This window comes from Pseudomonas sp. NFACC24-1, from assembly GCF_900115235.1.
Classification (GTDB): Bacteria; Pseudomonadota; Gammaproteobacteria; order Pseudomonadales; family Pseudomonadaceae; genus Aquipseudomonas; species Aquipseudomonas fluorescens_AA.
In genome coordinates this window covers 202,786-228,353 of record NZ_FOVS01000001.1, presented here as the reverse complement: position 1 = coordinate 228,353, position 25,568 = coordinate 202,786, and the positions used below count along the sequence as shown (strand labels likewise).

Here is a 25,568-nt window from a genome sequence, read left to right as displayed (position 1 = left end):
ACCCTTGTGGCGAGGGGATTTATCCCCGCTGGGCTGCGAAGCAGCCCTAAGCCCTGATAGCTCGGTACATCAGGCCGATTGAATTGACTGACTTGGGGCCACTTCGTGGCCCAGCGGGGATAAATCCCCTCACCACAGGGTTTTGTGTCAGGGCTGGCCTGCCTTCGGCAATTCGATCAGGAACCGCGTCCAGCCATCGGCCGATTCACAACGGATCTGCCCACCATGGGCGCGGATGATCGAGCGGGTGATGGCCAGTCCAAGCCCCGCGTGTTCGCTGCTGCCTTCCTGGCGGGCCGGGTCGGCGCGGTAGAAGCGGTCGAACAGGCGCGGCAGCAAGTCCGCTGGAACCCCCTCGCCACTGTTCTCCACGCTGACCCTCACGCCTTGAGTCCCATCGACCATTCGCACCCGCACTTCGCCGTCGACGGGGGTGAAGCGCAGGGCGTTGTCCAGCAGGTTGGAGAGCGCCCGGCGCAACATGTTGCGGTCACCTTCGATGCGGCCGTCGCCCTCGCGTCCCAAACGGACCTTGGCGTCTTCGGCCAGGGGGGCGAAAAATTCCAGCAGCACGTCCACTTCCTCGCCCAACTGCAGCGGTTCGCGATTGAGCACCAGCAGGCCATGGTCGGCCTTGGCCAAGTACAGCATGTCGTTGACCAACTGCGCCATCCATTGCAGTTCTTCGAGATTGCTGTGCAACGCCTCGCGGTAATCCTCCAGGGGGCGTTCGCGGGTGAGGGTGACCTGGGTGTGGGTCAGCAGGTTCGACAGCGGCGTGCGCAACTCATGGGCGATGTCGGCAGAGAACGCCGAGAGCCGCTGAAACGCATCGTCGAGGCGTCCGAGCATGGCGTTGATACTGTGGGCCAATTCCGCCAGTTCGGCGGGCATTTGCTCTTCGGGCAGTCGGGCGTTGAGGGAACGGGCCGAGACGTTGCCGGCGATGGCGCCCATGCGTCGCAATGGCCGCAGGGCCCGCCGGGCGGCCCAGGCACCGAGCAGGGCGGTGGCCAGGGCCGAAAGGCCGACGGTCAGCCAGATCAGCCTTTGCATGCGTTGCAAGAAGTGCTGGTGGTGGGTGATGTCCAGCAACAGGGTCAGTTGCGGTGAATCGGCTCGGTCGGGATACAGCGGTGCATTCAACACCCGGTAATCGTTGTCGGCATCGCTGAGGGTCGACAGGCCGGGCCGCTCCGGCAACTGAGCCGGAATCCGGATCGAACTGTCGTACCAACGCACGCCATCGCTGCCTTTGATGCGCAGCGCCAGGTCGGCCTGACGGCTCAGCTCATCTTCCAGTCGGCGCTGGGTCTGCTCGGCGTTAAGGTCTTGCAGGGCGCGGCGCAGGCCGATCAGCTTGCCTTCGAGCAGTTGCTGGTCCAGCTCGATGAAGTGTGCCTCGCTGCCACGGCTGAACAGCACGCCGGCAAACAACGACACCACGGCGGTGCAGGCGGCGAACAGCAGCGCCAGGCGGCTGCTCAGCGACCACCGGCCCCTCACAGGCTGCGCTCTTCAAGCACATACCCCATGCCCCGCACGGTGTGGATGAGCTTATTGGGGAACTCATCGTCGATCTTGATGCGCAGGCGCCGGATGGCGACTTCGATGACGTTGGTGTCGCTGTCGAAGTTCATGTCCCAGACCTGGGACGCGATCAGCGATTTGGGCAGCACTTCACCCTGGCGGCGCAGGAGCATTTCCAACAAAGCGAACTCCTTGGCGGTGAGGTCGATGCGTCGACCGCTGCGTTCGACGCGACGGCGGATCAGGTCCAGGCGCAAGTCGGCCAGTTGCAGGCTGGTTTCCTGTTGCGTCGAACTGCCTCGGCGCAACAGGCTGCGCACCCGCGCCAGCAACTCGGAAAAAGCAAAGGGCTTGACCAGGTAATCATCGGCCCCCAGTTCCAGGCCGTGGACCCGATCCTGTACCGCGTCCCGCGCGGTGAGGAACAGCACCGGGGTATCCAGGCCAGCCCCGCGGACGGCTTGCAGGATCTGCCAGCCATCGCGGCCGGGCAACATCACGTCGAGGATCAGCAAGGCGTACTCACCGCTCAAGGCCAGTTGCTGGCCGGTGATGCCGTCGGCCACCAGGTCGGTGTTGAATCCGGCTTCGCCCAGGCCTTGGCGCAGGTATTGGCCGGTTTTGGTTTGGTCTTCGACGATCAGCAGTTTCATGGGCGGCTCAAGACAGGGTTGGGACGAGGGCGTTATACCGTGGCAGGCGGGCTGGTGGCGCAACCTGACAAAGTTGTAATCGAGCTGTCAGCCGATTGGCAGGGCTGCAGCGATAGAGTTTCCCACACGCTGAATCCGATTGGAGTATGGACATGTTGATGGGAAACCGCTTGATTCTGGCTGCTTGTGCACTGGGCCTCAGTGCGCCGCTGTGGGCATCGCCCGGTCATTTCGATTTTGGCCAGCCCGCGCCGGCGGCCAAGGCCAGTCGCAGCATTGACGTGGTGATGGGCGACATGACGTTCGATCCCGGCGCCCTTGATATCAAGGCCGGCGAGACGGTTCGGTTCGTGCTGATCAATAAAGGCCAGTTGCTCCACGAGTTCAACCTGGGCAGCGCGGCCATGCACGCCGACCATCAACAGGAAATGCTCAAGATGCAGCAGAGCGGCCAGTTGATGCCAACCGCGATGAAGCCGGGGATGGATCATGCCGCCATGGGCCACGACCAGGCGAGCATGCGCCACGATGACCCCAACAGCGTGTTGGTGGAGCCGGGCCAGACCGCCGAGCTGACCTGGACCTTCAACAAGGCCACGCGCCTGGAGTTTGCCTGCAATATTCCCGGCCACTACCAGGCTGGGATGAAGGGCGACCTGACAGTCAGTCAGTAAGCACTCAAAGGCTGCGGCAAAGGCTGATAGAATCCGCTGATTCTTCAGTCAGGTTTCCGTCATGCATCCCGCAGCCGAACATTCGCCGCTGGGCAAATCCAGCGAATACATCGCCACGTACACGCCGTCACTGCTGTTCCCGATCCCGCGCACCGCGAAATGGGCGGAACTGGGCCTGACGGCCGAGACCCTGCCGTACAAGGGCGTGGATTTCTGGAACTGTTTCGAGCTGTCGTGGCTGTTGCCGTCCGGCAAGCCGGTGGTGGCCATTGGTGAGTTCGCGATCCCGGCGGATTCGCCAAATATCATCGAATCCAAATCCTTCAAGTTGTACCTCAACTCCTTGAACCAGACCCCGTTCGCCGACACCGCGAGCCTGGAAGCCACCCTGCGCCAGGACCTGTCGGCCGCGGCCGGCAAGGCGGTGGGTGTGCGCATCCGCAGCCTCAAGGACGTGGAGCGTGAAGGCATCGTGGCGCTGCCCGGTACCTGCATCGACGATCTGGACATCAGCGTCGACTCCTACGCGCACCCGCGCCCGGAGCTGCTGCGCTGCGATGCTTCACGCATCGTCGAGCAAAGCCTGCACAGCCATCTGCTCAAATCCAACTGCCCGGTGACCAGCCAGCCAGACTGGGGCAGCGTGGCGGTGGAATATCGCGGCGCTGCCCTGGACCCGGCCAGCCTGCTGGCCTATATCGTCAGCTTCCGCCAGCATTCCGATTTCCATGAGCAATGCGTGGAACGAATCTTTCTCGACCTGCAGCGCTTGCTCAAACCGGAGAAATTGACGGTGTATGCGCGGTATGTACGGCGTGGTGGGCTGGATATCAATCCGTATCGCAGTACTGAAGACGTTCAACTGCCGAACCACCGCCTGGTCCGTCAGTAAACTTATCTTGTGGAGGTGAGCTCTTGTGGGAGCGAGCTTGCTCGCGATGAGGGCAGCACATCCAAGATTGAGGTTGGCTGATACACCGCTATCGCGAGCAAGCTCGCTCCCACAGAGGATGCATTGCAGGCACATGAAACTAAAAAGCCCTGCTATATAGCAGGGCTTTTTGCATGCGAAGGGTTCAGATCCCCATGTTGCCCAAGGCTTGCACGATGTTGCGCAAGGTCCCGGCCAGCGTGGGGTGCTCCAGCTCGAAGCGTTCGACAGCCAGGTTCACATTGTCAGCGAGGTTGGTGTCCTGTGTTTGGGTTTCCAGTTCAAGCTCAAATTCGATCTGTTCCATCAGCGCCTGCAGGTCGGCGCGTTCGGCTTCGGACAGGGGTGGATTCTGGTCCAATTGCTCGCGCAGTGTGTTGAGCTGGTCTTGCAATTCGCGGGCAGGCATTGGCGTACTCCCTTTATTGATAGGCACAGCCATGGACCGCGACGCTGCGTCAAAAGTCCATGGCCTGCCTTAAGAGTAATCCACACTCGCGCGCCCTGCATGATCCCGGTCAGGGCTTCTCGCCTTTAATGCGGCGCAGGCAGATATCGGCCAGGCACGTGTCGAGTTCGCCCAAATGATCGATCACTGAATGTACCCCGAGGCCGAACAATTGCACGGTGGCCTTGGCACGTTTGGTTTCCCGCGCCTGTTGGCTCAATGCCTGCCACTCGGCGGGCGCCAGGCCACACAAAGAACCGCAGGATGCCAGTCCGATCGTCCATAAGCCTGCGTTGAGCCCTGACTGCAACAACCGTGGTTCGCCGCTGACCAACACGCAGCCGTCCAACTGCTGGACGTTCAGCGCCATCAGCGCTTGCCAGCAGGCATGTGGCGCTGGCCATGGATAATTTGTTGCAGGAAGTTGCGGCGCTTTGATGGACGTGGGCAATGAAGCCGCCAGGCTATGGCTGATGGCGGGAGGCAATTCGTCCAGCCAGGCGCAGGGGATATTCAGATGTTGCAAGCGTTGCAGGCTTTCCAAGGCACCGGGTGTCGGCTGGGCGTGATCCGCTGGCGCTGCCCCTGGCTGACGAATGCGCGCTCCGAAATCCACCAGGCATCCGCTGAGGCCAAACAGTACGGCGGTCAGGCTGGGGGCGGGGAGGGGCAGGGCTTCGGCGCGGGGCATGGGAACGTCCTTGAAATAACCAGCAGCCTAATGGGCTCCGATGACAGTCCGGTGACAGTGAGGTGAAGGGTACCAGTCGCGGAAAAGTCCTACGGCCCGGGTGTTTTTCGGTGCTGCCTATCCACGCGTTCCGTCTTATACTAGCCAGCTTACCGCCTGGGCTCGGCGCCCTTGCCTGAATAATCCAAGGAGTTTTTCCCTATGCGCTGGAGCCATCGTCTAGCTCAGCTGTGTCTTTCCGCTTGTGTCCTGCTGGTTCCGTTCGCCACTCAGGCCGCGACGGAAGACGATCCTTGGGAAAGTATCAACCGTCCAATATTCACCTTCAACGACACCGTCGATACCTATGCGCTCAAGCCACTGGCCCAGGGTTATCAATACGTGACGCCGCAGTTCCTCGAAGACGGCATCCACAACATGTTCCGTAACATCGGCGACGTCGGCAACCTGGCCAACAACGTGCTGCAGGCCAAGCCGGCCGCCGCCGGGGTCGACACCGCCCGGTTGATCTTCAACACCACCTTCGGCCTGCTGGGCTTCTTTGACGTGGGCACCCAGATGGGCTTGCAGCGCAGCGATGAAGATTTCGGCCAGACCCTTGGCTACTGGGGCCTGGGCAGTGGTCCGTATGTGATGCTGCCGCTGCTGGGGCCAAGCACCCTGCGTGACGCGCCGGCCAAGCTGGTCGATGACTACACCGCTCCTTATCGTTATATCGATAACGTCTCGGTGCGTAACTCCATTCACGGCCTGAACATCGTCGATACCCGCGCCAGCCTGTTGTCGGCCGAGAAGATGGTGAGTGGCGACAAATACGTCTTCATCCGCAATGCCTACCTGCAGAACCGCGAATTCAAAGTCAAGGACGGTCAGGTCGAAGACGATTTTTGATTTCGATTTGTAAAAGCACAGAAGGCGGCCCAAAAGGCCGCCTTCTGTGCTTTGGCATCGTGTTTGAGCGGGTTTGATCCTTCCATTGAGTTACGCTTCGCTCGGTTCTTATAACTCTCTGTGCTTTGACAAATAAAGACGGCAAGCGGCTATCTGCATGAGCTTGAAACGCCCCGCGGATGGGAGTACCGTCTGCGCCTTAGAAGGGCACCTCTGATGTAAGGGCGTGTAGGGCAAAGGCCTGAAGCCGGTACGACAGAGAGGCTAGAAAGCGAATCCAGTAGTGCGTGCCAGGCCAGACCGCCCAGCCCGCTACGCCAACCTAATTCTGGCGCCGTTTGCCCACATGCCAAAAACCAGTGCCACGCTGCTGATAATCGATGATGACGAAGTGGTGCGAGCCAGTCTCGCAGCCTACTTGGAAGACAGTGGTTTCAGCGTCCTGCAGGCCAGCAATGGCCAACAGGGTCTTCAGGTATTCGAGCAAGACAAGCCCGACCTGGTCATCTGCGACCTGCGCATGCCGCAGATGGGCGGACTCGAACTCATTCGCCAGGTGACCGAGCTTTCCTCGCAGACCCCGGTGATCGTGGTGTCGGGCGCGGGCGTGATGAACGACGCGGTCGAGGCGTTGCGCCTGGGCGCGGCGGATTATCTGATCAAGCCCCTTGAAGACCTCGCGGTGCTCGAGCACTCGGTGCGCCGGGCCTTGGACCGTTCGCGCCTGTTGGTGGAAAACCAGCGCTACCGCGAGAAGCTGGAAACCGCCAATCGCGAGCTGGAAGCCAGCCTGAACCTGTTGCAGGAAGACCAGAACGCCGGGCGCCAGGTGCAGATGAACATGCTGCCGGTCAGCCCCTGGACTGTCGACGATTTCCGTTTTGCCCACCAGATCATCCCGTCGTTGTACCTGTCGGGCGATTTCGTGGACTATTTCCGCGTCGATGAGCGGCGAGTGGCGTTCTACCTGGCGGATGTTTCCGGCCATGGTGCGTCCTCGGCCTTCGTGACGGTGCTGTTGAAGTTCATGACCACGCGGCTGCTGTTCGAATCCAAGCGCAACGGCACGCTGCCAGAGTTCAAGCCGTCTGAAGTCCTTGGGCATATCAACCGAGGCCTGATCAGTTGTAAGCTGGGCAAACACGTCACAATGGTCGGTGGAGTCATCGACGAGGAGACGGGTTTGTTGACCTATAGCATCGGCGGTCACCTGCCGTTGCCTGTGTTGTATACGCCAGACAGTGTTCGTTACCTGGAAGGGCGTGGTTTGCCGGTGGGCCTGTTCAACGAGGCCACCTACGAAGACCACGTACTGGAATTGCCACCGACATTCAGCCTGACGCTGATGTCTGATGGCATTTTGGACCTTTTGACAGAACCTACACTCAAAGAGAAAGAAGCGGCCTTGCCTGAACGGGTGAGCGCAGCGGGCGGCAGCCTGGAAGGCTTGCGTCAAGTGTTTGGATTAGCCACGCTCGGGGAGATGCCGGATGATATCGCCCTGTTAGTGTTGAGCAGGAACCTTTGATGAGTACCGGTAGAATCCAGTTCGCCGAGCAGGACGGCACCTTCGTCCTGAAGTTTGTCGGTGAAGTGCGCCTGACCCTGTGTTCGGCGCTGGATGCGACTATTGAGCGGATCTTCACCGCGCTGAACTTCAGCGCCATCGTGATCGACCTGACCGAAACCCGCAGCATTGACAGCACCACATTGGGCCTGTTGGCCAAACTGTCGATCCTGTCGCGGCAAAAGGTCGGCCTGCTGCCGACCGTCGTCACCACCCACAACGACATCACCCGTCTGCTGCAATCGATGGGCTTCGACCAGGTGTTCAACATCGTGGGCGACCCTGTGCCGTGTCCGGAATGCCTGGACGACCTGCCTGACCAGGATCAGTCCGAAGAGGAAGTGCGGATCAAGGTGCTTGAAGCCCACAAGATCCTCATGGGGCTCAACGATTCCAATCGTGAAGCGTTCCATGACCTGGTGAATGCGCTGGAGCGGCCTTGAGCCTTGGGTTTTGTGTAGGCTGCACCGGCTTTATCGCGAGCAAGCTCGCTCCCACAGGTTTTATGACGTTCTGACATCCCTTGTGGGAGCGAGCTTGCTCGCGATGGCCGCCACATCGCTTAAGCCAAGCAAGCCGCATAAAAAAGGGCGAACCCAACCAGGTTCGCCCTTTTTGCATGCCGGCTGAATCAGCTCAAAGCTTGGCTTGCAGCAACGCCTCCAGCTTCTCCTGGTCCCGGGCAAACTGACGAATACCTTCGGCCAGTTTCTCGGTCGCCATGGCGTCCTCGTTGGACAACCAGCGGAACTGCGCTTCGTCGAGGATCAAGCGTGCCTCCCCGGCTTGCCCTGGCGCCAGCTTGCGCTCCAGCTTGCCTTCGTCGGCGGCGAGTTTTTCCAGCAGGTCCGGGCTCACGGTCAAGCGGTCGCACCCGGCCAGTTGCTCGATCTGGTTGAGGTTGCGGAAGCTCGCGCCCATGACCACGGTCTTGTAGTCGTTGGCCTTGTAGTAGTTGTAGATGCGCGTCACCGACTGCACGCCCGGATCATCCGCGCCGGTGTAGTCGTTGCCATTGGCTTTCTTGTACCAGTCGTAGATACGGCCCACGAACGGCGAAATCAGGAACACCCCGGCATCGGCACAGGCTGCGGCCTGGGCGAAGGAGAACAGCAGGGTCAGGTTGCACTGGATGCCTTCACGCTCCAGCTGCTCGGCGGCGCGAATACCTTCCCAGGTGGAAGCGATCTTGATCAGCACGCGCTCGCGGCCAATGCCGGCCTTTTCGTACAGGTCGACCAGACGATGCGCACGCTTCAACATGGCCTCGGTGTCGAACGACAGGCGCGCGTCCACTTCAGTGGAAATACGCCCCGGGATCACTTTCAGGATTTCTTGCCCGACCGCTACGGCAAAGCGGTCGCTGGCCAAGCCCACATCGCCCTTGCAGTCCGCCACGCAGGCGTTCAGTTGCTCGGCATAGCCCTGAATGGCCGACGCCTTGAGCAGCAGGGAAGGGTTGGTGGTGGCGTCCACGGGTTTGACGCGGGCGATGGCCTCGAAGTCGCCGGTATCGGCCACGACGGTGGTGAATTGTTTGAGTTGTTCCAGCTTGGAAGTCATGAGCGTGCTCTGTCCTATGGGTCCGTTGACATTACCCGAGGGCCGGCAGCCACTCAAGGGCGTGAAGAGGTATCGACGGCCCCAGCGGCAACAACCTGAAAACGGCTGTTTGAAAGGCCGGGGCGGTATCGCTAGATACGATGCCAAAACAGCGCGCAGGTTCAAAGCAAGTGACGGTTAACGCCCTTCCAGCAGTTGCCCTGCCTGATCCAGCAACGCCAACGGATCCTTGGTTTTGTGGATGTCCACCGACAACAACTGCCGAAACCGCCGCGCCCCCGGAAACCCGGTGCCCAGCCCCAACACATGACGGGTGATGTGATGCATCGCCCCGCCAGCGGCCAGGTGATCGGCGATGTAGGGCCGCAACTGCGCCAGCGCCTCGGCCCGGGTGATAACCGGCGCCGTGCTGCCGAACAGCTGCTGATCCACTTCGGCCAGCAGATACGGGTTGTGATAGGCCTCGCGCCCCAGCATCACGCCGTCGAAGGTCTGTAGATGCTCGTGGCACGCCTCCAGCGTCTTGATCCCACCGTTGAGCACAATCTCCAACTCCGGAAAATCCGCCTTCAACCGCGCGGCCACGTCATAACGCAGCGGCGGTATGTCGCGATTCTCCTTCGGCGACAACCCCTCCAGAATCGCAATCCGCGCATGCACGGTAAAACTCGTGCAACCGGCCTCGCGTATCGTCCCGACGAACTCACATAACTGTTCGTAACTGTCCCGCCCATTGATCCCGATGCGATGCTTGACCGTCACCGGAATCGACACCGCATCACGCATCGCCTTCACACAATCGGCCACCAACCCCGGATGCCCCATCAGGCACGCGCCGATCATATTGTTCTGCACCCGGTCGCTGGGGCAGCCGACGTTGAGGTTTACCTCGTCGTAACCGTGCTCCTGGGCCATGCGGGCGCAGGCGGCCAGGTCGGCAGGGACGCTGCCGCCCAGTTGCAGGGCCAGGGGATGTTCGGATGAGTGATGGCGCAGGAAGCGTTCGTGGTCACCGTTGAGCAGCGCGCCGGTGGTGACCATTTCGGTGTAGAGCAGGGCGTGTTTGGAGAGGATGCGTAGGAAGAAGCGACAGTGGGCGTCGGTCCAGTCCATCATAGGGGCCACACTGAAGCGCCGAGACGGCTCAGGCCGCGTACTTTCTAGCTTTGAGCCTGTTTTTGCAGTGTTTGTATTCAACGTGTTTCGTACCGATTTTCGGGGGTTTTGGGGCGTTTTTACCAATCGGTTGGTACAATGTACCAACCGAATCAGAACGTGTACCAATTCTCATGGCAACGATCAGATCACGCAAAAAGGCCGACGGCACCATCAGCTACACAGCTCAGATCCGCATCAACCGCGACAAGGTGACAGTCTACCAAGAGAGCCAGACCTTCGCCCGAAAACAGGCGGCACAGGCCTGGGCACGCAAGCGCGAATTCGAACTGGATGAGCCTGGTGCGATTGAGCGGGCGAGTCGTATAGGCGTCACGCTCAAAGACATGATTGACCAGTACCTGATCGAGGTTGAGAAAGCCCGGCCGCTGGGCAAAACCAAACGCGCAACCCTTACGGCCATCGGCGAAACGTACATGGGCAAGCTGGCCGATACCCAGATCAATACCCAATGCCTGGTCGATTACGCGCTATGGCGGATGAGCCCCGAAGGTGGGGGCGTCCAGGCGCAGACCGCTGGCAACGACCTGGCGCACCTCGGCGCCGTGCTTTCCATCGGCAAGGACGCTTGGGGTTATCAGCTTGACCCTATGGCGATGGGTGGCGCACGGCGCGTACTGCGCAAGCTCGGCTACAACCTGAAGAGCCGCGAGCGTGACCGTCGCCCCACGCTGGATGAGCTGGGGAAGCTCATGAAGCATTATCAGGACATGCAAGCCCGGCGCCGAAGCATCATCAACATGATGAAAGTGGTGGGCTTCGCCCTGTTCTCGACGCGCCGTCTCGACGAAATCACTCGGATTCGCTGGGATGACCTCGACGAGCCCGGCCAGCGTGTGCTGGTACGCGACATGAAGAACCCGGGCCAGAAGATCGGTAACGACGTGTGGTGCTACCTGCCCGACGAGGCCTGGAAAATCCTCCAGACTATGCCCCGCGCCGGCGAAGATATCTTCCCCTACAGCCCTGAATCAATCTCCACATCCTGGGCGAAGGCCTGCAAATTGCTGGAAATCAAGGATCTGCACTTCCATGACCTTCGGCACGAAGGGGTAAGCCGTCTGTTCGAAATGGACTGGGATATCCCCCGGGTGGCGAGCGTTTCTGGGCACAGGGACTGGAACTCGCTGAGGCGCTACACCCACCTACGGGGAAAAGGTGACCGCTATGTTGGGTGGGAATGGTACGAAGAGATATTGAGGGCGCCCGTCCAACTGGGCGCCGCATCAATGAAGTGGCTTAAAAGGCGTGTTTTAACCCGTTGAGCTGGCTGTTCTCTTTAACTGCGGCTGCGCGCTGTAGATCGAGATACGCAGCCAGGTCGGTGATATGAATCCCCTTAGCCGACTTCTGGCTACGTTCCAGACGGGTGATGGGGATCTTGATCTGCCCGCTCATCACCTTGCGCTGAAACATGTCAGGCGTCAGGTGCGTGAAGTAGTCCCGGCAGACCTGCTCCAGCGAGATAATCGCCTGGCCGTCGTACTGGGCCATCAGGATAAAGGCTGTGTTCATGATGTCCCTCACATCCGAAACGATTGGTGAATGAGCGTCGGCCGGGCGGTACGTCCTGCAGGTTGCGCCTCGTTCGCCTGAATCTCGCAAATGAACCTGTGCCTATTCCGATTTGTTGCGCTCAGCGCGTTGGTGAGCCGTGGCAACGCGCCGATACATTGCTCATAGGCATCCGGCCCATGCCAGCTCTGGGCAGGCAAAACCTGGCAGTCAGTACGAGTTGCGTCGCTGCATAAGTACAAAAGCAAGAGGACCGTCATACGTTCCCCTTCCGCCCAAGGCGGGGGCGGACAGGTGTTGGTTTTATCGCTGAAGCCATAGCGACGACCCGCATATCGCTCTCGCTCAGCTCCATCTCCTTACTGCCTGATGGGGTTGCGGGAAATAATCGGTTGGCCTGTACAAATGCGGAGAAGGCCTCGTCGAAGTGCGCGGCCAGCGCATTCCTCAACGTGTCGAAGTGAAGCTCGAACTCAATTGCCTCAGCCGGTGTAACTTCCACACCGACCTTCTTTGGTCGGCTCTTGCTGGTATACAGGCTGGGAGTGCATGTATCGCAGACCTTGGACATGATCTGCGCCGCAAGCTTTCGGTCGTACCGATTCACAATCGGAAACCAGCGGATTTCTCGGCACTCCTCGTTTAAATCATCGAGGGTTAAGCCGTGACGCGCTAACAAGTTATCCAGCATGCGTTGCGCATTATCCTTCTCGCCGCCTTCGCCACGCTCTGCGAGGGCCATCAGCTTGCGTAGCTTGGCCTGGACCTTCGCATCGCCTCCACGGGGCATGTGTGCTTGCATGGTGCTTCTCCTGGTAAGCGGTGGGGGAGTTGCCGCTCCCCGCGTTCCGCCATTTTTGATTGTCAGCGTGCGTAGCGACGCGTTTGGTTTTGTCTTATTGCTTCCCGCTCTGCCATGAAAGCTGCCCACTCCAGCGTTTTTCGCTTCTGGCGAATCCGACTACAGGCCTGGTGCGTGCGGGTGGAGCGCGCTTTACCACAGATATCGCAGCGGCTGGGCAGGTCGAGGCGTTGGCTTGCCATGGCTGGCCGTGTCCTCGCTGGGCTGACAGACATAATTACTGCCCTCCCATGAGCATGCGCGTCAGGGCGTTGGGCTGGCCGTCCAGTGTCAATTTGCTCAGCGGCTGGGTGGTGGTGCGTCCATTGGCGCTACGCAATGTGGCTACGTTGCCGTTGATCTCTTCAATCACAGCTTTGCGGGCACTGAAGCGATAGCTGCGACCGCCGCCACTGATTGCCACATAGCTGACTGTGTCGCCGATACCCAGCGGGGTTGTGGTAGCCTCTGCGGCGCTACCTTGGGTTTGATTCACTTGCATGGTGCTTCTCCTTTGGTGGTAGGTGTCGGGGAGTTGCCGCTCCTCGACACCGTCTTTTCAGGCCGTTCTGGCCTGGTCTTGCTTGATGATCGCTATGACTTCGTCCCGGTCCTTCGCATAAGCGAAAGGCAGATCGGCGCCTGGGCGAGTGATGGGATACCGCGCTTCAGGCAACCGGCACTCGGCCACCGTGTAGCCGCTGTCAGTGATCCAGCAGTTCTGCTGCACTTGTCCGTCTCTGTTGCGTTTCACTGCCCACTTCATGCCCAGGCCCTACGCAGGTCCTGCCAGATCGCATCGCCGTCTGGGAAGTAGGTGTGAACCTCTTGCTCGGGGCTGTTATCCAGCCGTAGAACGGCAATGCAGTCATCGAATAGGCCCGCGTCGAGACTGCGCAGCTCGGTCAGGTCAAACGGATGTGCCGAGCCGTTGTACAAACCGAGCAGAAAACGCCCGATTACCCCGCTTTGCCCGGTGTCGCGTTGCGCGACCGGCAGCAAGCGAACCAGCGCCTCGACGCCGGCTTTGCGGATGGCCGGACGCTCGGCCTGGTACTGGAACAACTCGTCAAAGGCATCTTTGAGCGTTTTGTTGTGCATGGTGCTTCTCCTTGAGTGGCAGGCGTTGCCGCGCCTGGTGTGTTGCTGTCGATTGGTCAGGCCTGGAAGTGCCAGCACTTCACGATGGGCTGCTTGGTGATGACCGCGTTGCTGTGCTTGGCCTGGTGAGCCCGCACCGCGCTATCCGTCGCCTTGTTGATGTCGATCAGCTTTCGAGAGCGGGAGTCCTTCAGCCGCTCGCGCAGCTCGCTGACATCGGCAATTTTCTGGCGATGCTCTGCGGCGCACTTCACGAAGTCGTTGAGGTTGATGGCGATGATGTTGTCTTTCTTGCTGTGGTTGACCACGGGCCCATCGGCGTCGAGGCCTTCCAGGTATTCGTATACCTCCCAAAATTCGGCCACGACCGGATGATCGGAACTGATGGAGGCCTGGCGCTCTATCGCCATCCGAATGATCTGGGTGCGGGTGTTGCTGATCTGCGCATCGGTGAGCGAAACCACCATCCGCAGGCAGTCGAGCAACGCGAGCAGTTGGGCGTGGTTCTTGTTGATACGCTCGACACGGATGTAACCGCGTATCTTGTTGCCGCAATGGGCACAGTCGCTTTGCTCGTCTTTGAAAGGGGTGTCGCAAGCGAAGCAGTGCGAGTGCAGGCAGCGCAGTTTCGCTTCGTAGCCGGGCAGGCGCTGTGCAAACAGATCCATGACCTCGACTTCTTTGCGCACGGCCTGCAATACGAAGTTGCTCAGCGTCGCGCCTTCCAAGGCGTTGAGTAAGTCCGCAGCAGCGCGGCTCTCCGGGGTCACGTTCGGTCGCACGAAGTGCAGTTTGACGATCCGGGTCATGATCGCTTCGGAGGCCACTACCGGTGCGTTCTGGCTGATGGCGATCGTTCCCCGAAAGGGTGGCTCATATGTCTCATTGCCGGCGGTTTTAACCCCTTTGGTCGCCAAGGTGCCGCCGCCGTAATAGTCCTTCAGTTCGTCCCATTCGAAAGTTTTGGCGTGCGCCTTGTCTTCGCCGCTTCGGTCGGATTCCAGCAACACGATAGGCATGCCAGACACCTGGCCCATCAAGCGGCTGCGCCCGGCCTTGGTGGATTTGGAAGGGTCAAAGCCTTCATACCCATCACGTCCGAGTAGTTTCCATAACAACGTCAGCAAGGTCGTCTTGCCGGCGCCGGCTTCACCGGTAGCCTCAAGAAACGGGAACGACTGGTAGCGATGACGGATTTGTTCGGCGAACAGCGAGCCGAACCAAAACGTCAGGGCGACGATTCCCTGGGTACCAAAGCATTGCCAGAGCAGATCCAGCCAGCGCGGGTCGTAGTTTTTGGCATCCTTGGTCAACTGGATCTTCACGCCTTTCTGCAAGCTTTTGAGTTTCAGCTTGCCCATTTCGAAGAACTCTTCCTCGTTGATGCTGATCAGTTGCCCCTCACGAACGGCCACGTCGTTGAACACATAGCAGCCGTACTCCCGGCTGTAGCCGACATAGTCGATGGTCTGAACGGTTTTGATACCGAACAACTGGTCCTTCATGATTTTGTCCAACTGCTGTCCACTGCCGGTGAACACCGCCCCGGCCCCCATGCCAAGAAGTCGTTTCTTGAACTCACTGGCAGCAGCGACTTGGCCGCCGGTGAAGGTGTTTTTCACTGAACCGCCGTCGTGCGGGAAGTCGACGCGGAAGAAATACCAGGACTCGTCGGTTATCTCGTTGCGCTGGAAATACAGTGCCTTGGGATAGCAATTCGCGATCTCGACCACGCAGCCAGACATGCGCAGCGCCTTTTCGCGGATGGCCTTGTCGTTGAGCAGTTGGTCTTCCTGTTTGTCGCTGTCATCGAGCGCCTGTTTGGCGCTGTTGAATTTGGAAATGTCCAGCTTCCACCAGTACAAGCGCGAGTCGAAACAGAAGTGGAACTCCTCCCGCTCGCGCCACTGGTACATGAGCAGGGCCTTGTCGCTGGCGCTTTCGGCAATCAGCAGCGCGCCCTGGTGCCTGGCTTCTTTGAGGTCTTTTTCAATTCGCTGCGCTCGTACCTCGTCATCGTCTAAAAATGCCCAGCGCTGATGCAGGTCGTTCCAATCGACCTTGCGGTTATCGGGCTGCGGGATCTGCGCGGCCTCGCAAACAAAGCCCAGCTCCCGGGCTTGCTTGACCCATGATCTGGTGTATTTCTGCGCGCCAGGTTCGTTGTCCAATGCCCAAACCAACTTGGGCGGCTTTCCTTCACAGTCCGCGATCAATGTCTTGAGCGATTCTTCAGGGAATGCATTCGATGACAGCGCGGCGACCGCAGAAATGCCGTTATGGATGAGCGCTATGGCGTCGAAAATGCCCTCGACGATCCACAGTTCATCAACCTGGAGAACATCGACACAAGGTGGACACCACCAGTAGCCCTTGTAGCTTTGCTTGGGTTGGAAGCGAGCCTTCTTCTTGCCGAATCGTGAGGGCTGGTCTATCAAGCGCTCCCAGTACCCGCCATGCTCAAGTGGGAATCGCACTGTGGCCGAGCCAATGTTCAGGTCGCGGTCAAAGTAACTTTCCTGGGTGTACCAGCCCTCAATCAGCTCAAGCCGAAAGCCGCGAGCAAAGGTGAGGTATGCCTTTGCGGTAGCGGTTGGCTCATCGTTGGTGGCTGGTGCTCGCTTGCTCCAGTCGTCGAACAGGTCGGGGTAAAGCTCTTTGACTGGAGCCTGGTACCGACACTTTTCCTCGCGACCGCAGCGAATAAACCAGGGTTCATCATGGCGAGAAAACAAGCGTTTCTGGTTGCACTGAGGGCAGGTGCCCTTGCGCATGTAATGCGTGCCAGCCATGTGTTGCAGGCCATAATCGGACTCAAGGCGCTGAAGTACATCAGCGCGCAGCTTATTTTCCATGGGCTTGCGTACAAAAGCCTTGGAGCCATGGGGGATGTCGAGTCGCTTATTCATCGGGCTTACTTCACTTCGCCGAGACTGTGTTTAAGGGCGCCAATCAGGCGTTTTTGCGCGGCCATTACCGGGAAGGCCGCGAGCAACGAGCCATGCCGTAAACCCTCGGGGATCATGCGAAAGCGGTCGTCGTACCAATGCTCGTTAAACTGCTGGGCGTACTGATTCCGTAGCGCCTGGAGCAGCGCTTCGGCCTCTTCGCGGGGCAGTTTTGCGGTGATGGCGACGTCGATTTCCATGGTCCACCTCGGATTTCGGGCAAAGCTCACCCAAACCCACGGGAAGCGGGGTAGGGCGGATTGTTTAAAAGGGGGTTACTGAGGTTGTTGCTTCAGCGCGGCCTCGCGCTGGGCTAGCATCGTCTGTGGTAGCAGCCTTGCCGGGACCGGGTAGCGAAGGTCCGCCCGGGTGTCGATCAAATGCACGACGGTGCTGCCAGGGCTGGAGCCCCAGTCCACGCCGATCCACTTGCGTTGGTTGATGATCTGCAATTCAGTCCAGGCGTTGTGCACCAGTTGCTGCGCCATGAAAACTGGTACTTCCAATGCGGTGGTCATGTGCCGGACGCAGTTTTCATACAGCAGGTCCGAATCCACCAGGTGCTGCGCTTCGTGCCGTTCCAGGTAGGCAAATGCGGCACGTTGCATGCTGCTGCGGTAATCGTGGTCAAGCTGTTCATGGTTCATTGCGCACACTCCATTTCCATTTGGTCGAGCAGGTCGGGTTGATCGTTAGCGGACTTCATCGCGGCACGGCGCAGGGCAATGTCGGCGATGGGCAGCTTGACGGAGGGGTTCGCCATACCGCTGGGGCTCATTTCATGCGTCATTTCGAACTCGGCCCGCACCGACCAGCCGCAGGCCTCGTTGGTGCATTGCAGGTAGGCCACGCGCAGGAAAATGTGTGTGCCTTCACTTGTGCGGATGCGCATGCGGCCGAGGCAGTGAGGACAGACGAGTTTGTAGGTGCTCAATGCTTGCGCTCCTTGCTGTGCAGCTGGATGGTGGCCAGCACTTCGGAATGGCGCGCAGCCATGTAGCGATTGTGAGCGCCGAGAATTGCCGCAGCCTCGCCTGGCTCAACTACTCCGTCCTCCAGCGCCTTCGCGATGATCTGATCGACGTAACCACGTTTCGCTGCGGCATGTACCGACCGGCTGTATAGGTCGATGTTGTCCAGCGTCTCGGGTTTAGCTAGCGGCACGAACATGCCGCCGTACATGGCGGCGATGTATTCAGGCAGGTGAGTAGTGCCGGCGTCCTGCTCAAGCAAATAAATCTGTTCATCGCTGAGAGGGCGGCTGCCGGCGTTCTCGTACACATGGTTATCGAACTTCTTCAGCTCATAACCGAGCCGAGCAGCGGCGCACTCGCGCCCGCCGGGGTAAGCGCAAATGACTGCGCTCATGACTTGGCGCTTGGTCGCTAGTATCGGGCGTTTCATCTTCTGGTTTCTCCGTGGTGCCATCGCCCCTACAGTCATTTCATACAGCCGTGCATTCTGTTTGCTCGTTTGAGTCCGCCAGGATTCCGGGCAGCACTTCTTTGCCTATCACCTTGGAGAGGTCGCGCAGAATGCGGAACGACAGACGACCCCGAGGCAGCGTGTCGTGACCGGCCCAACGCTGGACTACCTGAGTCACCGTGCGCGGTTCATAGCCGTGACTGATTGCGAACTGGCGGAAATTGCTGCCATTCTCGATCAGCCGCGCCTGGATCTGGCGCTTTTCCATGGCTTGGCTCATGGTTGATGTGTTCCTAGTTGGTTAAGATGTACCTGTTTGTTCGCAGTATACGCACCCAAACGGGTGCGTCAACCGGATCATATGAAAAAATGAGTATATCTGAGCGTCTTCGCAGCGTTCTTGATGCCAAAGGCCTGTCCATAAAGCATGCTGCCGAGGTTTCTGGCATCCCCTACAGAACGCTCCAGAACTATCTTCTGGACGAGAGAGAGCCCAATGCAAAGGCGATGTCAGCCTTTCGTACTCATTTGGGTATAAGTGTGGACTGGTTGTTGACCGGTGAAGGTCCCATGTTCCATGGCTCGGTGGGCGAGGTTGCCCAGGCTCAGCCTGCAAACAAGCAGGAGGAGGCCATCCTTGAACTGTTTCGCTCGCTTGGGGAGGCGGGCAAGCGGGAGATACAAAGCGCTGCTGAAGAGAAGAAACGCTTAATGGATGTCGAGCAGCGCCTCAAGGATTTGACTGAGGCCCTTGCCGATTCTAAAAGGCCAGCATAATCTGTACCCATTAAGAACGGATCAGTCAGAAAGGACGCCGACGATCCACTTGCCGACGCCCAGATCTCGGACGCGCGAGTACGCCGCCAGGCGAATATCCAAGCCACCATAAGGACGTGATCCATGCGCAAAACAACAATCGCAGTTACCTCTTTGCTTACTTTCAACCTCCCAGCAGCTTTTGCCGATATCCGCGAGATCGACGAGGTAGCCATCGTGAAAGCTATTGGCGCGCCTGTAATCAAGAAAGTGGCAGAAGAGGATTCGCCTGGTTGTAACACGACACGATATACGTTCGGAGACAAGGTCTTTGATATGAAGCTTGAGTTTAAATGCAATCGAATAAATGTTGCATGGACAAGCTCGAAAGAACTCAAGAACAAAGCCAGAAGCGAGCAAGCATCGGATCTAGCAAAGCGTGCCGTTCAAGCTCTGTCGCGAGAGAGCGGCGCCGAGGTGGAAAGGGTTAATGCTGGGCAGGTATTGAAAGAAAGAACTTATACAAATGGATTGGTTGGTAGCGGGTCGTGCGCCATGAATTCCTGTTTGCTTACCTTTAAATAAATAAAATCAACTCTAAATAATGTGGTCGGCAAATGCATTCAATAGCCCCTTATTCACTCCGTTGTTTTAATCCTTATAGCGACCCTAAGAAAGGTGAAGATCGCTATGCTGTACTGGATAAAATTGGTCAGTTTGACATGTATCAGCTTTTTAAAGCTTTTATAGAGGCTCAGGGTGATAAGTTCAAAATTGTTGAGGCTACGCAGCAAGTTTATCGTTTTCATGGGATGAAATTTTATGATGAAAAAAGAGAGATGGTCGGTTGGTTTGAAGCTGGGTATTACGGAGTTAAGAATAATATCATTGATATTGAAACAGGAAATGTAGACTTTGAGAAGCTTCAGACTAATGCCGAGATTATCAGGCATTATGTGAGGTTTTATATCCCTAATGGTTTTGATGAGGGGGTTGCTTTACTACATAACTACAAGGGTGGCGGAATAAAAACGTTATTGCATGATCTCTTAAGGGAGCACTTTAATAAGGTTACTAAGCGAACTTTTCAGATGAATCCTTTGGCTTACAAGAAGGCGTTTAAAGTTTGGGAGGAGGCTGTAACTAAAGAGATCAAGCTTACAAAGTTTATGGGGATGCCCGACATTACGGATCAGCTCACTCGCCTTGGTCATAAAGAACAGCAATTGATAGTAAAACCGCCAAATCGTGGCAAGCTGGGGAAACTTAAAGACTTCTTCAAGCCAGGAACTGAAGAGTATGAAGTGGTTGAGTTTTTAAGGCCTCATTGTGCACAGATAAAAGCCGTCGCCGAACTGGATGGTAAAAAAAGAACTTTTACAATTGGGCGTCCCGCAGAGGAACAAATATGTGAGATCATTGTGGATGAGGATGAAGTGGTTATGGTTGCTGGAAATCCAGAGCCAGTATCTTTACACAAATGGTGTACATCACTTCTTCAGGAATTTGTCGGATATATATATCCCGGGCTAAAGGTAAAGATATGAGCAGCAAGATAAATGTCGCGAATATTGTGTTAGGGCATATTGCAACACTTGCTGATCCTTCGGGGAAACGCTCCCTTATGGATTACGTGACATTTTTTGCTGTGCCAAGCGTGGTCGCTGCGGTAGCATGCTTTGTAGGCTACAATTTAAATAAAGATGTTTCCTCAATGCTTGTTAACTTTGGTGCGATTTTTACAGCGCTGCTTCTTTCCGTGTTGGTGCTGGTTTACGATCAGGAAAGTAAATTGAGTTTGCTCAAAGATACTGATCCTCTTTATGAGGCCAAAAAAACACTTTTGCGCCAGCTTTATTATAATATCTGCTTCTCTATAATTAGTTCGATTGTTTTGGTTGCTTTGTGTTTCGCTCACTCGGTGTTAGATGGGGTGGTAAGTAAGGTTGAGTTTGGTGGGTATGGGGTTGGCTTGAATTACGCTAAGTACATTTTGACTCCGTTGGTTATTTTTGTAGTTGTTAATTTGATGCTTACTATTGTTATGATCGTGAAAAGGATGCATGCGATGCTTACTATTTAAGTAAGCGAGTTATCTATTCATATGCGCTGAAACTCTCGGTCCACCGCCCGTTTGGCCGTTTTCTCACTCGCATACAACCACCGCAACCGCTTTGGCTTGCTCTGATCCCCCGCCGTCACAGTCTTCTCCTTCCCGGTCTTCTTGTCGCGGTAGTACGCGATGATCCCTGTGTAATCCCCTTTGTTTTCTTCCGCTAACCCCTCAACCGTATCCTCGGGCAGCTTGCTCTCCAGCTCCAGGCTCACGGTGTATCCATTGTCCGGGCTGAGGGTGTGCTGCACGTTGCCGCCGTACCAAATGATCTCGTCAATCTCCGGCTTCACCCCCTGGAGCGTGTAGGTCAGTTCGGGAATGAGGTCAGGCCGACCCCGGGCGAGGGTGTAGCTGAGCGTCGCGCTGCCGCGTTGAAGACGGTTGAATTCGGCCCGGGCGGCTCGCAGGGCGGACTGACGGTCGCTGAAGGTGTGGCGCAGATCCTTGAGGTTTTCACCGCCGCCGGCAATGGCTTCCTGTTTTTTCGCGCTGTTCACGTCGTAGAAATAGGCGCGCACACCGTCGTAACTGTCGCGGTCTGCTTGCAGATAGCGGTGTTGGTCGCCGTCGGCGCGGGTGAGGGTGATATGTGGCAGCTCGGCGCCGGTGGCCGTCTTGCCGCCGCCCGCCGGCAGGCACAGCAGGCAGCCGGCCTTGACGGTGACCACTGCGTCGAACTCTTCCCCTACGCGGCTGATCAGGTTGGCATCGGACTCGTTGGCCTGGTCCAACTGCAGGATAGGCAAACCGTCCAGGGCGCCGGCAATGGTGGCGGTGAGGCCGTTGCCCAGGGCGATGTCGCCCAGAACGTCGCCGAGGGTGGTGTTGCTCCAGCTGCGTTCGCGCTTGGTCTTCAGACCCTTGCGCAGGTCAGCAGAGCGGGCGCGAATGCTCAGCACGTCCGGCGCACCGCTATGCTCGGTTTCATCGACGGTGTAGGTGCCCTTGTCCACCAGGCCCGTGTCGCTCCAACCCAGCCACAACCGAATGACCGCGCCCTTGGGCGGGATCGCCAGCAGGCCGTCGTGGTCGCTGAGGGTGATGCTGAGTTGGTCGGCCTCGATCCCACGATTGTCGGTCAGTTCCAGGCTCATCAGCCGTGGGCTGATCAACTGGGCGATATCATTGCCATCGACCGTGATACGAAACGCAGGCACCGGATAAGCGGCATCGCGGCGGTAGCGTTCGGCCAGGTCTTCGATGTAGCCGGTGACCTTGGAAAGAGCAGCGTCGATCACAGCAACGCCCTCAAGATGTTGATGCCTGCGTTGGTGCCAGCGCCGAGCAGGTCAATACGGTCGTCGTCGATCCGTTTGAGGCTGATTGTGAATTCTATGCGCCGTGGGGTGCCGTCGCGGAAGAAGATGGTTTTGGTTTCGCTCAGGCTCTCGATAATCCACAGGCCGTAGATCCGACCGCTCCCCTCGACCATCGGCCAGGCTTTGCCGGTGTTTGCCATCAGGCGCACGGCATCGAGGCTCAAGGCACTGCCGGCCAGCTCCGGCAGGATGATGCCGGGGAGGGTGATGGTGTCGTCGCCACGCCCGACAAACTGCCGAGCCGGAGCGGCGCCGACTCGGCTATTGCTCGCATGGCGCCATTCGGTTTGGCGTTGCAGCTCTTGGTAAGCGGCGGTGGACAGGCTGAACACGAACATGCCCAAGGCAAGCATCATGGGGATTACTCCAGATCTGACAGTTTGCTGCGCTGGCGTGCGGCTTTCTCGCTAGCGATACGCGCCAGCTCGGCCCGCACGGCGCGGCTGATCGCCTGGGCGTCCATGCCTGGCGTGGTGTGGATGTTGATTTCGTAGGTGTCGTGGCTGTCATGAACCGGCGCCGGTGCAGGGCTGATGGGCGCACGATCATCGATCGACAACGAAGAGGCACCGGCAGCCCCGACCGGAAATTGCGGCAACGGCATGGCGGCCAGAGGCATGGCGGTTGCGCCGAGGGCCAGTGTGCCGGCTGCCGTGAGTTGTTTGCTCAGGCTGGTCATGGCGCTCAGCGGCCCGTTCTGGCTGCCCTCAAGCCCCTGAGCAAGGCCTGCCATGGTGAAGCCGCCCAGCTCCGCGAACACACGCGAGGGGCTGTGGATGTCGAGCTTTTCCTTGAACCAACCAATCACCGCATCGCCTGCCCCGGTAATGGCCTCCTTGGCTACGGTCAGGCTGTTGGTGATGCCATTTGCTAGGCCTTGAATCATCTGCGTACCCAGTTCAGCGAACTGTGCGGGTAGACCCAACAAAAGGCTGAGCATGTTGCCGATGACTGCGCCAAAACGCTCGCCCATTGACTGAGCCGCGCCGCCGACATCTTCGACGGGAGTGAGTAGCTGGCCGAACCAGTTGATCAGACTGCTGACACCTGCCGAGATCAAGCTGAACAACGGGCGAGCGATGCTACCCAGAAGCTCCAAGGCTGCCCCGACACCTGGCAACGTCATGACGACTTGGCCCAGGTTTAGCAGCGATTGGCCGAGGCCTGCAAAGCTATCGAGCACGGGTTGAAGGGCACCGACGAGCCCCTGCCAGAAACCGAGGAAAAAGCCCTTGATGGGGTTCCAGTACTTGTAGACCAACACACCAGCACCAACCAGGGCGGCGATAGCCGCCAGCAGCCAGCCGATGGGCGTCGCCATGATGGCGGTACCGACGGCACTGATCGCTCCACCGAGCATCGGCAGCACGCTGGCGGCAGCCAGGCGGGCGCTGCTGACGAAAGCGGGTAACGCACTGAGCAATCCACCCGCCGAGCGAGTGGCTACCAGGGACCGCCAGACTTTCCCAAGCCTGCCAATGTTGGCTCCGGCGCCTGCTGCTGCGGTGCGCGTGCCTATCAGTTGGGCTTTCACGATGCCCAAGCGAATGCCAAACATGCCCATGCCGTAACGCACCATAGCGAAAGGGCCGAGCAGACTCGCCATCGTCAAGGCCAGGCCCCCAAACACGAAGGCCAGACCGGCAACGGCCGCTACTACCTTCACCAGGCCGCCCGCCAGTCTTGGGTTTTCACGAGCCCAGGCGCCAACGCTGTTAGCGACTTCTCCCAAGGTGGTGATGATCTGTTTCAGCTCGGGCGCAACGGCGGCGCCGAACTCAGCCAGGGCGTTGGTGAAGCTGCCTTCTGCGGCCTCCATTACGTTGGTGAGCGTGGCGAGCTGTTCGTTGACTCGCTTGCGCAAGTCGGCCTGGTTTTGAAGCTTTTGTTGCACTTCCCGATAACCCGCGATTCCCTTGTTCATCATGGTGTTCAAGGTGGTCATGGTTTCGGAGTCGTCGCCGAACAGCAGTTTGATCGTGGACGTGCGGTCTTCGTCGTTCAGTGATTTGAGTTTTTCGACCTGGGCGAACAGGTTCTCCAGGCCGGCGAAGTTGCCTTTGTCGTCGGTGAACTTGAAGCGGATGTTTTTGCCTTCCAGCTCCATGATTTTGTTGACGTCCTTGATCCCGTCCTTGTCCAGGCCGGCCTGGAAGATCTTCCGGTAGGCGTTACCGGCGGCACCGCCTTCCATGCCAGCTTGGTCCATCATGATCAGCAGCGGGGCCAGCTCGGCAGCGGCGTCGATTCCCGATTTTTTGATGGTGTCCATGACCGGCGCGATCTTGCTGAAACCCTGGAGCATGTTGGTCGGGTCTACGCCGGAGTAGAACCCGCGCTGGATGATGTCCATCAGCGCCATCATGTCTTTTTCGGATGTTCGAGTCGCGTCCTGCATCTTCGCGGCGAATTCAGCCGCGGCGGTTACGGGCATCTGCAATTGAACGCCCAGGTACGCGGCCGCTTCACCGGTGCCGCCGAGGATGCTCTGCGCGCTCAGGCCCTGGCGCCGCAGCATGGTCATCATTTCCTGGAAGTCGGCCGTGGTACCAGGCAGGCGGTCGCCAAGCTTGGTCGCCAGGTCGGTGATTTTCTGGAAGTCTTCAGACACCTTGCCGGTGCCGTCCATCATTGAAACCTTGAGTTGCGTGGCCGAGTCTTCGTTTGGCGCAAAGGCACCGATGGCCTTAGCCACCGGCCGACTTGCTGCATACCCCACACCCAGGCCGGCGGCGCCGTTCATAGCCATGTTGCCGGCGAGGTTCTGTGTTTTCTCCAGCTTGGCGCGCTCGATGGCAAGGCGCTTTTGCTGAGCATTCAACGCGACCAGGCGTTTGCCCTGTTCGCTGATGCTGGCGTTGGTGGCGCCAATTTGCTCGCGCAGCTGGCGTTCGTGGCTGCTGAGGTTCTTGGTGCTGATGCCGGCGCCTTGCAGTTTGCTGCGCAGGGCCTGGAGCTGTTCGCCCTGTTGTTGATGTTGTTCCTTGAGCTTCTGCGCTTCGCGAACGGCTGCACGGAATTCCTTGGTCATCGCCTTGGTTGGCGCACCGGTGGCAGCGAACTGTTGGGACAGCGCTCGTACTTTTTCGCGGGCGGCGACGAGGGCTTGCTCGGTTTGCTCGGCGGCAGCGCGCTGGGTGCGCCAGGCGCTGACGTCCTTCTGTTGAGCGTTGAGTTCCTTGAGGCGGTCGCGGGCTTCCTTGAGGGCGCGGGCGGCCCCGATACTGCCGTTGTTGATGGCCTTCAGAGGGCCGCTCGCCTTATCGATGGCATTGAGCAGCACCTGAAGTTTTAAGTCATTCGCCATCGGTGGAACTCCGCACCCGGGCGCGCTCGCGCCACTCCATCAGCTCTTGAAGGCCCAGCTGGTCCATGTCAGCCGGTGCCCAGTGAAAAACCACGGCCAGGTCGGCCATGGCGTCT

General features: G+C 58.5%; 32 protein-coding genes. 10 read left to right on the top strand and 22 right to left on the bottom strand.

All coding sequences use genetic code 11. The features are described 5' to 3' along the window. Positions 1-147: 147 nt before the first annotated feature. Both BM317_RS01165 and BM317_RS01160 read right to left on the bottom strand, forming a co-directional pair. Positions 148-1,506 (bottom strand): heavy metal sensor histidine kinase, encoded by a 1,359-nt coding sequence (locus tag BM317_RS01165; protein WP_092472789.1) that lies wholly within the window; start codon positions 1,504-1,506, stop codon positions 148-150. Next, entirely contained in the window at positions 1,503-2,183 is a 681-nt protein-coding gene (locus tag BM317_RS01160; protein WP_092166573.1) for a heavy metal response regulator transcription factor, read from the bottom strand. Before BM317_RS01160 ends, BM317_RS01165 begins: the two co-directional genes overlap by 4 nt. Positions 2,184-2,335: 152 nt before the next feature. On the opposite strand from BM317_RS01160, the gene BM317_RS01155 reads away from it, so the two are divergent. Beyond that, positions 2,336-2,857: a copper-resistant cuproprotein CopI gene (locus tag BM317_RS01155; protein ID WP_092472787.1), complete on the top strand. Its 522-nt coding sequence runs from the start codon at positions 2,336-2,338 to the stop codon at positions 2,855-2,857. A 61-nt stretch (positions 2,858-2,918) separates the two neighbouring features. After that, positions 2,919-3,749: an NADPH-dependent 7-cyano-7-deazaguanine reductase QueF gene (gene queF / locus BM317_RS01150; protein WP_013692631.1), complete on the top strand. Its 831-nt coding sequence runs from the start codon at positions 2,919-2,921 to the stop codon at positions 3,747-3,749. A 184-nt stretch (positions 3,750-3,933) separates the two neighbouring features. Here queF and BM317_RS01145 read toward each other — a convergent pair whose 3' ends face one another. Further along, a complete protein-coding gene (locus tag BM317_RS01145; RefSeq protein ID WP_060738392.1) occupies positions 3,934-4,197 on the bottom strand; it encodes a DUF4404 family protein in 264 nt (87 codons plus the stop codon). 109 nt (positions 4,198-4,306) lie between these two features. Continuing rightward, entirely contained in the window at positions 4,307-4,927 is a 621-nt protein-coding gene (locus BM317_RS01140) for an HAD superfamily inactivated hydrolase PcrP (RefSeq protein ID WP_092472785.1), read from the bottom strand. A 201-nt stretch (positions 4,928-5,128) separates the two neighbouring features. Here BM317_RS01140 and BM317_RS01135 point away from each other — a divergent pair, with 201 nt between their 5' ends. The 3 genes from BM317_RS01135 (at position 5,129) to rssC (ending at position 7,828) form a co-directional block, all read left to right on the top strand. Beyond that, positions 5,129-5,818, top strand: a complete 690-nt coding sequence (locus BM317_RS01135; protein WP_092166570.1) for an MlaA family lipoprotein — start codon at positions 5,129-5,131, stop codon at positions 5,816-5,818. 346 nt (positions 5,819-6,164) lie between these two features. Then, on the top strand, positions 6,165-7,346 hold the full coding sequence (gene rssB, locus BM317_RS01130; protein WP_060738389.1) for a two-component system response regulator RssB: 1,182 nt from the start codon (positions 6,165-6,167) through the stop codon (positions 7,344-7,346). Further along, on the top strand, positions 7,346-7,828 hold the full coding sequence (gene rssC / locus BM317_RS01125) for an anti-sigma factor antagonist RssC (protein WP_025212773.1): 483 nt from the start codon (positions 7,346-7,348) through the stop codon (positions 7,826-7,828). The genes rssB and rssC overlap by 1 nt, the downstream gene beginning before the upstream one ends. A 193-nt stretch (positions 7,829-8,021) precedes the next feature. On the opposite strand, the gene tal is transcribed toward rssC, so the two are convergent. Continuing rightward, a complete protein-coding gene (tal, locus tag BM317_RS01120) occupies positions 8,022-8,948 on the bottom strand; it encodes a transaldolase (RefSeq protein ID WP_092166569.1) in 927 nt (308 codons plus the stop codon). 177 nt (positions 8,949-9,125) lie between these two features. Then, entirely contained in the window at positions 9,126-10,145 is a 1,020-nt protein-coding gene (dusA, locus tag BM317_RS01115; protein WP_092472783.1) for a tRNA dihydrouridine(20/20a) synthase DusA, read from the bottom strand. Between the two features lie 92 nt (positions 10,146-10,237). Here dusA and BM317_RS01110 point away from each other — a divergent pair, with 92 nt between their 5' ends. Beyond that, positions 10,238-11,389 (top strand): site-specific integrase, encoded by a 1,152-nt coding sequence (locus BM317_RS01110; RefSeq protein WP_092472781.1) that lies wholly within the window; start codon positions 10,238-10,240, stop codon positions 11,387-11,389. Here the strand turns inward: BM317_RS01110 and BM317_RS01105 are convergent. From BM317_RS01105 to BM317_RS01045, 12 genes are all read right to left on the bottom strand, one after another. Then, on the bottom strand, positions 11,364-11,639 hold the full coding sequence (locus BM317_RS01105) for a pyocin activator PrtN family protein (protein ID WP_024778225.1): 276 nt from the start codon (positions 11,637-11,639) through the stop codon (positions 11,364-11,366). The genes BM317_RS01110 and BM317_RS01105 overlap by 26 nt on opposite strands. 256 nt (positions 11,640-11,895) lie before the next feature. Then, positions 11,896-12,441 (bottom strand): DUF2786 domain-containing protein, encoded by a 546-nt coding sequence (locus BM317_RS01095; protein WP_092472778.1) that lies wholly within the window; start codon positions 12,439-12,441, stop codon positions 11,896-11,898. Positions 12,442-12,503: 62 nt separating this feature from the next. Continuing rightward, positions 12,504-12,716 (bottom strand): hypothetical protein, encoded by a 213-nt coding sequence (locus BM317_RS30950; protein ID WP_088021787.1) that lies wholly within the window; start codon positions 12,714-12,716, stop codon positions 12,504-12,506. Positions 12,717-12,718: 2 nt separating this feature from the next. Next, positions 12,719-12,982 (bottom strand): hypothetical protein, encoded by a 264-nt coding sequence (locus tag BM317_RS01085; protein ID WP_092472776.1) that lies wholly within the window; start codon positions 12,980-12,982, stop codon positions 12,719-12,721. A 57-nt stretch (positions 12,983-13,039) separates the two neighbouring features. Next, positions 13,040-13,234 (bottom strand): hypothetical protein, encoded by a 195-nt coding sequence (locus tag BM317_RS01080; RefSeq protein WP_256574011.1) that lies wholly within the window; start codon positions 13,232-13,234, stop codon positions 13,040-13,042. 8 nt (positions 13,235-13,242) lie between these two features. After that, positions 13,243-13,581 (bottom strand): DUF7673 family protein, encoded by a 339-nt coding sequence (locus tag BM317_RS01075; protein WP_092472772.1) that lies wholly within the window; start codon positions 13,579-13,581, stop codon positions 13,243-13,245. Positions 13,582-13,637: 56 nt separating this feature from the next. Further along, positions 13,638-16,490 carry a toprim domain-containing protein gene (locus BM317_RS01070; protein ID WP_092472770.1) on the bottom strand — a complete coding sequence of 951 codons (2,853 nt, stop codon included), beginning with the start codon at positions 16,488-16,490 and terminating at the stop codon, positions 13,638-13,640. 5 nt (positions 16,491-16,495) lie between these two features. Continuing rightward, positions 16,496-16,729, bottom strand: a complete 234-nt coding sequence (locus tag BM317_RS01065) for a hypothetical protein (RefSeq protein ID WP_003183349.1) — start codon at positions 16,727-16,729, stop codon at positions 16,496-16,498. Positions 16,730-16,804: 75 nt separating this feature from the next. Then, positions 16,805-17,176, bottom strand: coding sequence for a hypothetical protein (locus BM317_RS01060; RefSeq protein WP_092472767.1), 372 nt, complete (start codon positions 17,174-17,176; stop codon positions 16,805-16,807). Then, positions 17,173-17,463 (bottom strand): Ogr/Delta-like zinc finger protein, encoded by a 291-nt coding sequence (locus BM317_RS01055; protein ID WP_003183346.1) that lies wholly within the window; start codon positions 17,461-17,463, stop codon positions 17,173-17,175. The genes BM317_RS01060 and BM317_RS01055 overlap by 4 nt, the downstream gene beginning before the upstream one ends. Beyond that, the gene (locus tag BM317_RS01050) at positions 17,460-17,933 is read right to left on the bottom strand and encodes a YmfL family putative regulatory protein (protein WP_033034377.1); all 474 of its coding nucleotides are present in this window, start codon (positions 17,931-17,933) and stop codon (positions 17,460-17,462) included. Before BM317_RS01050 ends, BM317_RS01055 begins: the two co-directional genes overlap by 4 nt. A 40-nt stretch (positions 17,934-17,973) precedes the next feature. After that, positions 17,974-18,222, bottom strand: a complete 249-nt coding sequence (locus tag BM317_RS01045; RefSeq protein ID WP_024778235.1) for a helix-turn-helix domain-containing protein — start codon at positions 18,220-18,222, stop codon at positions 17,974-17,976. Positions 18,223-18,323: 101 nt separating this feature from the next. Here BM317_RS01045 and BM317_RS01040 point away from each other — a divergent pair, with 101 nt between their 5' ends. The 4 genes from BM317_RS01040 (at position 18,324) to BM317_RS01025 (ending at position 20,793) form a co-directional block, all read left to right on the top strand. Beyond that, positions 18,324-18,731 carry a helix-turn-helix domain-containing protein gene (locus BM317_RS01040; RefSeq protein WP_256574010.1) on the top strand — a complete coding sequence of 136 codons (408 nt, stop codon included), beginning with the start codon at positions 18,324-18,326 and terminating at the stop codon, positions 18,729-18,731. 123 nt (positions 18,732-18,854) lie between these two features. Beyond that, the gene (locus tag BM317_RS01035) at positions 18,855-19,295 is read left to right on the top strand and encodes a hypothetical protein (RefSeq protein ID WP_092472763.1); all 441 of its coding nucleotides are present in this window, start codon (positions 18,855-18,857) and stop codon (positions 19,293-19,295) included. A 32-nt stretch (positions 19,296-19,327) separates the two neighbouring features. Further along, a complete protein-coding gene (locus tag BM317_RS01030) occupies positions 19,328-20,257 on the top strand; it encodes a hypothetical protein (RefSeq protein ID WP_092472761.1) in 930 nt (309 codons plus the stop codon). Continuing rightward, on the top strand, positions 20,254-20,793 hold the full coding sequence (locus BM317_RS01025; RefSeq protein WP_139235998.1) for a hypothetical protein: 540 nt from the start codon (positions 20,254-20,256) through the stop codon (positions 20,791-20,793). Before BM317_RS01030 ends, BM317_RS01025 begins: the two co-directional genes overlap by 4 nt. Before the next feature lie 17 nt (positions 20,794-20,810). On the opposite strand, the gene BM317_RS01020 is transcribed toward BM317_RS01025, so the two are convergent. Genes BM317_RS01020 through BM317_RS01005 form a run of 4 tightly spaced genes read right to left on the bottom strand, consistent with a single transcriptional unit; the run spans position 20,811 to position 25,561 of the window. Further along, positions 20,811-22,064 (bottom strand): phage late control D family protein, encoded by a 1,254-nt coding sequence (locus BM317_RS01020; RefSeq protein WP_092472757.1) that lies wholly within the window; start codon positions 22,062-22,064, stop codon positions 20,811-20,813. Beyond that, positions 22,061-22,501: a phage tail protein gene (locus BM317_RS01015; protein ID WP_092472755.1), complete on the bottom strand. Its 441-nt coding sequence runs from the start codon at positions 22,499-22,501 to the stop codon at positions 22,061-22,063. Before BM317_RS01015 ends, BM317_RS01020 begins: the two co-directional genes overlap by 4 nt. Positions 22,502-22,506: 5 nt before the next feature. Next, the gene (locus BM317_RS01010) at positions 22,507-25,452 is read right to left on the bottom strand and encodes a phage tail tape measure protein (protein ID WP_092472753.1); all 2,946 of its coding nucleotides are present in this window, start codon (positions 25,450-25,452) and stop codon (positions 22,507-22,509) included. Beyond that, on the bottom strand, positions 25,442-25,561 hold the full coding sequence (locus BM317_RS01005) for a GpE family phage tail protein (protein ID WP_003183333.1): 120 nt from the start codon (positions 25,559-25,561) through the stop codon (positions 25,442-25,444). The genes BM317_RS01010 and BM317_RS01005 overlap by 11 nt, the downstream gene beginning before the upstream one ends. Positions 25,562-25,568: the final 7 nt, after the last annotated feature.

Coding starts and splice junctions, on each gene's coding strand:
- BM317_RS01160 (WP_092166573.1), bottom strand. CDS start 2,183: ATGAAACTGCTGATCGTCGAAGACCAAACCAAAACCGGCCAATACCTG.
- BM317_RS01155 (WP_092472787.1), top strand. CDS start 2,336: ATGTTGATGGGAAACCGCTTGATTCTGGCTGCTTGTGCACTGGGCCTC.
- queF (WP_013692631.1), top strand. CDS start 2,919: ATGCATCCCGCAGCCGAACATTCGCCGCTGGGCAAATCCAGCGAATAC.
- BM317_RS01145 (WP_060738392.1), bottom strand. CDS start 4,197: ATGCCTGCCCGCGAATTGCAAGACCAGCTCAACACACTGCGCGAGCAA.
- BM317_RS01140 (WP_092472785.1), bottom strand. CDS start 4,927: ATGCCCCGCGCCGAAGCCCTGCCCCTCCCCGCCCCCAGCCTGACCGCC.
- BM317_RS01135 (WP_092166570.1), top strand. CDS start 5,129: ATGCGCTGGAGCCATCGTCTAGCTCAGCTGTGTCTTTCCGCTTGTGTC.
- rssB (WP_060738389.1), top strand. CDS start 6,165: ATGCCAAAAACCAGTGCCACGCTGCTGATAATCGATGATGACGAAGTG.
- rssC (WP_025212773.1), top strand. CDS start 7,346: ATGAGTACCGGTAGAATCCAGTTCGCCGAGCAGGACGGCACCTTCGTC.
- tal (WP_092166569.1), bottom strand. CDS start 8,948: ATGACTTCCAAGCTGGAACAACTCAAACAATTCACCACCGTCGTGGCC.
- BM317_RS01110 (WP_092472781.1), top strand. CDS start 10,238: ATGGCAACGATCAGATCACGCAAAAAGGCCGACGGCACCATCAGCTAC.
- BM317_RS01105 (WP_024778225.1), bottom strand. CDS start 11,639: ATGAACACAGCCTTTATCCTGATGGCCCAGTACGACGGCCAGGCGATT.
- BM317_RS01095 (WP_092472778.1), bottom strand. CDS start 12,441: ATGCAAGCACACATGCCCCGTGGAGGCGATGCGAAGGTCCAGGCCAAG.
- BM317_RS30950 (WP_088021787.1), bottom strand. CDS start 12,716: ATGTCTGTCAGCCCAGCGAGGACACGGCCAGCCATGGCAAGCCAACGC.
- BM317_RS01085 (WP_092472776.1), bottom strand. CDS start 12,982: ATGCAAGTGAATCAAACCCAAGGTAGCGCCGCAGAGGCTACCACAACC.
- BM317_RS01075 (WP_092472772.1), bottom strand. CDS start 13,581: ATGCACAACAAAACGCTCAAAGATGCCTTTGACGAGTTGTTCCAGTAC.
- BM317_RS01070 (WP_092472770.1), bottom strand. CDS start 16,490: ATGAATAAGCGACTCGACATCCCCCATGGCTCCAAGGCTTTTGTACGC.
- BM317_RS01065 (WP_003183349.1), bottom strand. CDS start 16,729: ATGGAAATCGACGTCGCCATCACCGCAAAACTGCCCCGCGAAGAGGCC.
- BM317_RS01060 (WP_092472767.1), bottom strand. CDS start 17,176: ATGAACCATGAACAGCTTGACCACGATTACCGCAGCAGCATGCAACGT.
- BM317_RS01050 (WP_033034377.1), bottom strand. CDS start 17,933: ATGAAACGCCCGATACTAGCGACCAAGCGCCAAGTCATGAGCGCAGTC.
- BM317_RS01045 (WP_024778235.1), bottom strand. CDS start 18,222: ATGGAAAAGCGCCAGATCCAGGCGCGGCTGATCGAGAATGGCAGCAAT.
- BM317_RS01040 (WP_256574010.1), top strand. CDS start 18,324: ATGAGTATATCTGAGCGTCTTCGCAGCGTTCTTGATGCCAAAGGCCTG.
- BM317_RS01035 (WP_092472763.1), top strand. CDS start 18,855: ATGCGCAAAACAACAATCGCAGTTACCTCTTTGCTTACTTTCAACCTC.
- BM317_RS01030 (WP_092472761.1), top strand. CDS start 19,328: ATGCATTCAATAGCCCCTTATTCACTCCGTTGTTTTAATCCTTATAGC.
- BM317_RS01025 (WP_139235998.1), top strand. CDS start 20,254: ATGAGCAGCAAGATAAATGTCGCGAATATTGTGTTAGGGCATATTGCA.
- BM317_RS01015 (WP_092472755.1), bottom strand. CDS start 22,501: ATGATGCTTGCCTTGGGCATGTTCGTGTTCAGCCTGTCCACCGCCGCT.
- BM317_RS01010 (WP_092472753.1), bottom strand. CDS start 25,452: ATGGCGAATGACTTAAAACTTCAGGTGCTGCTCAATGCCATCGATAAG.
- BM317_RS01005 (WP_003183333.1), bottom strand. CDS start 25,561: ATGGCCGACCTGGCCGTGGTTTTTCACTGGGCACCGGCTGACATGGAC.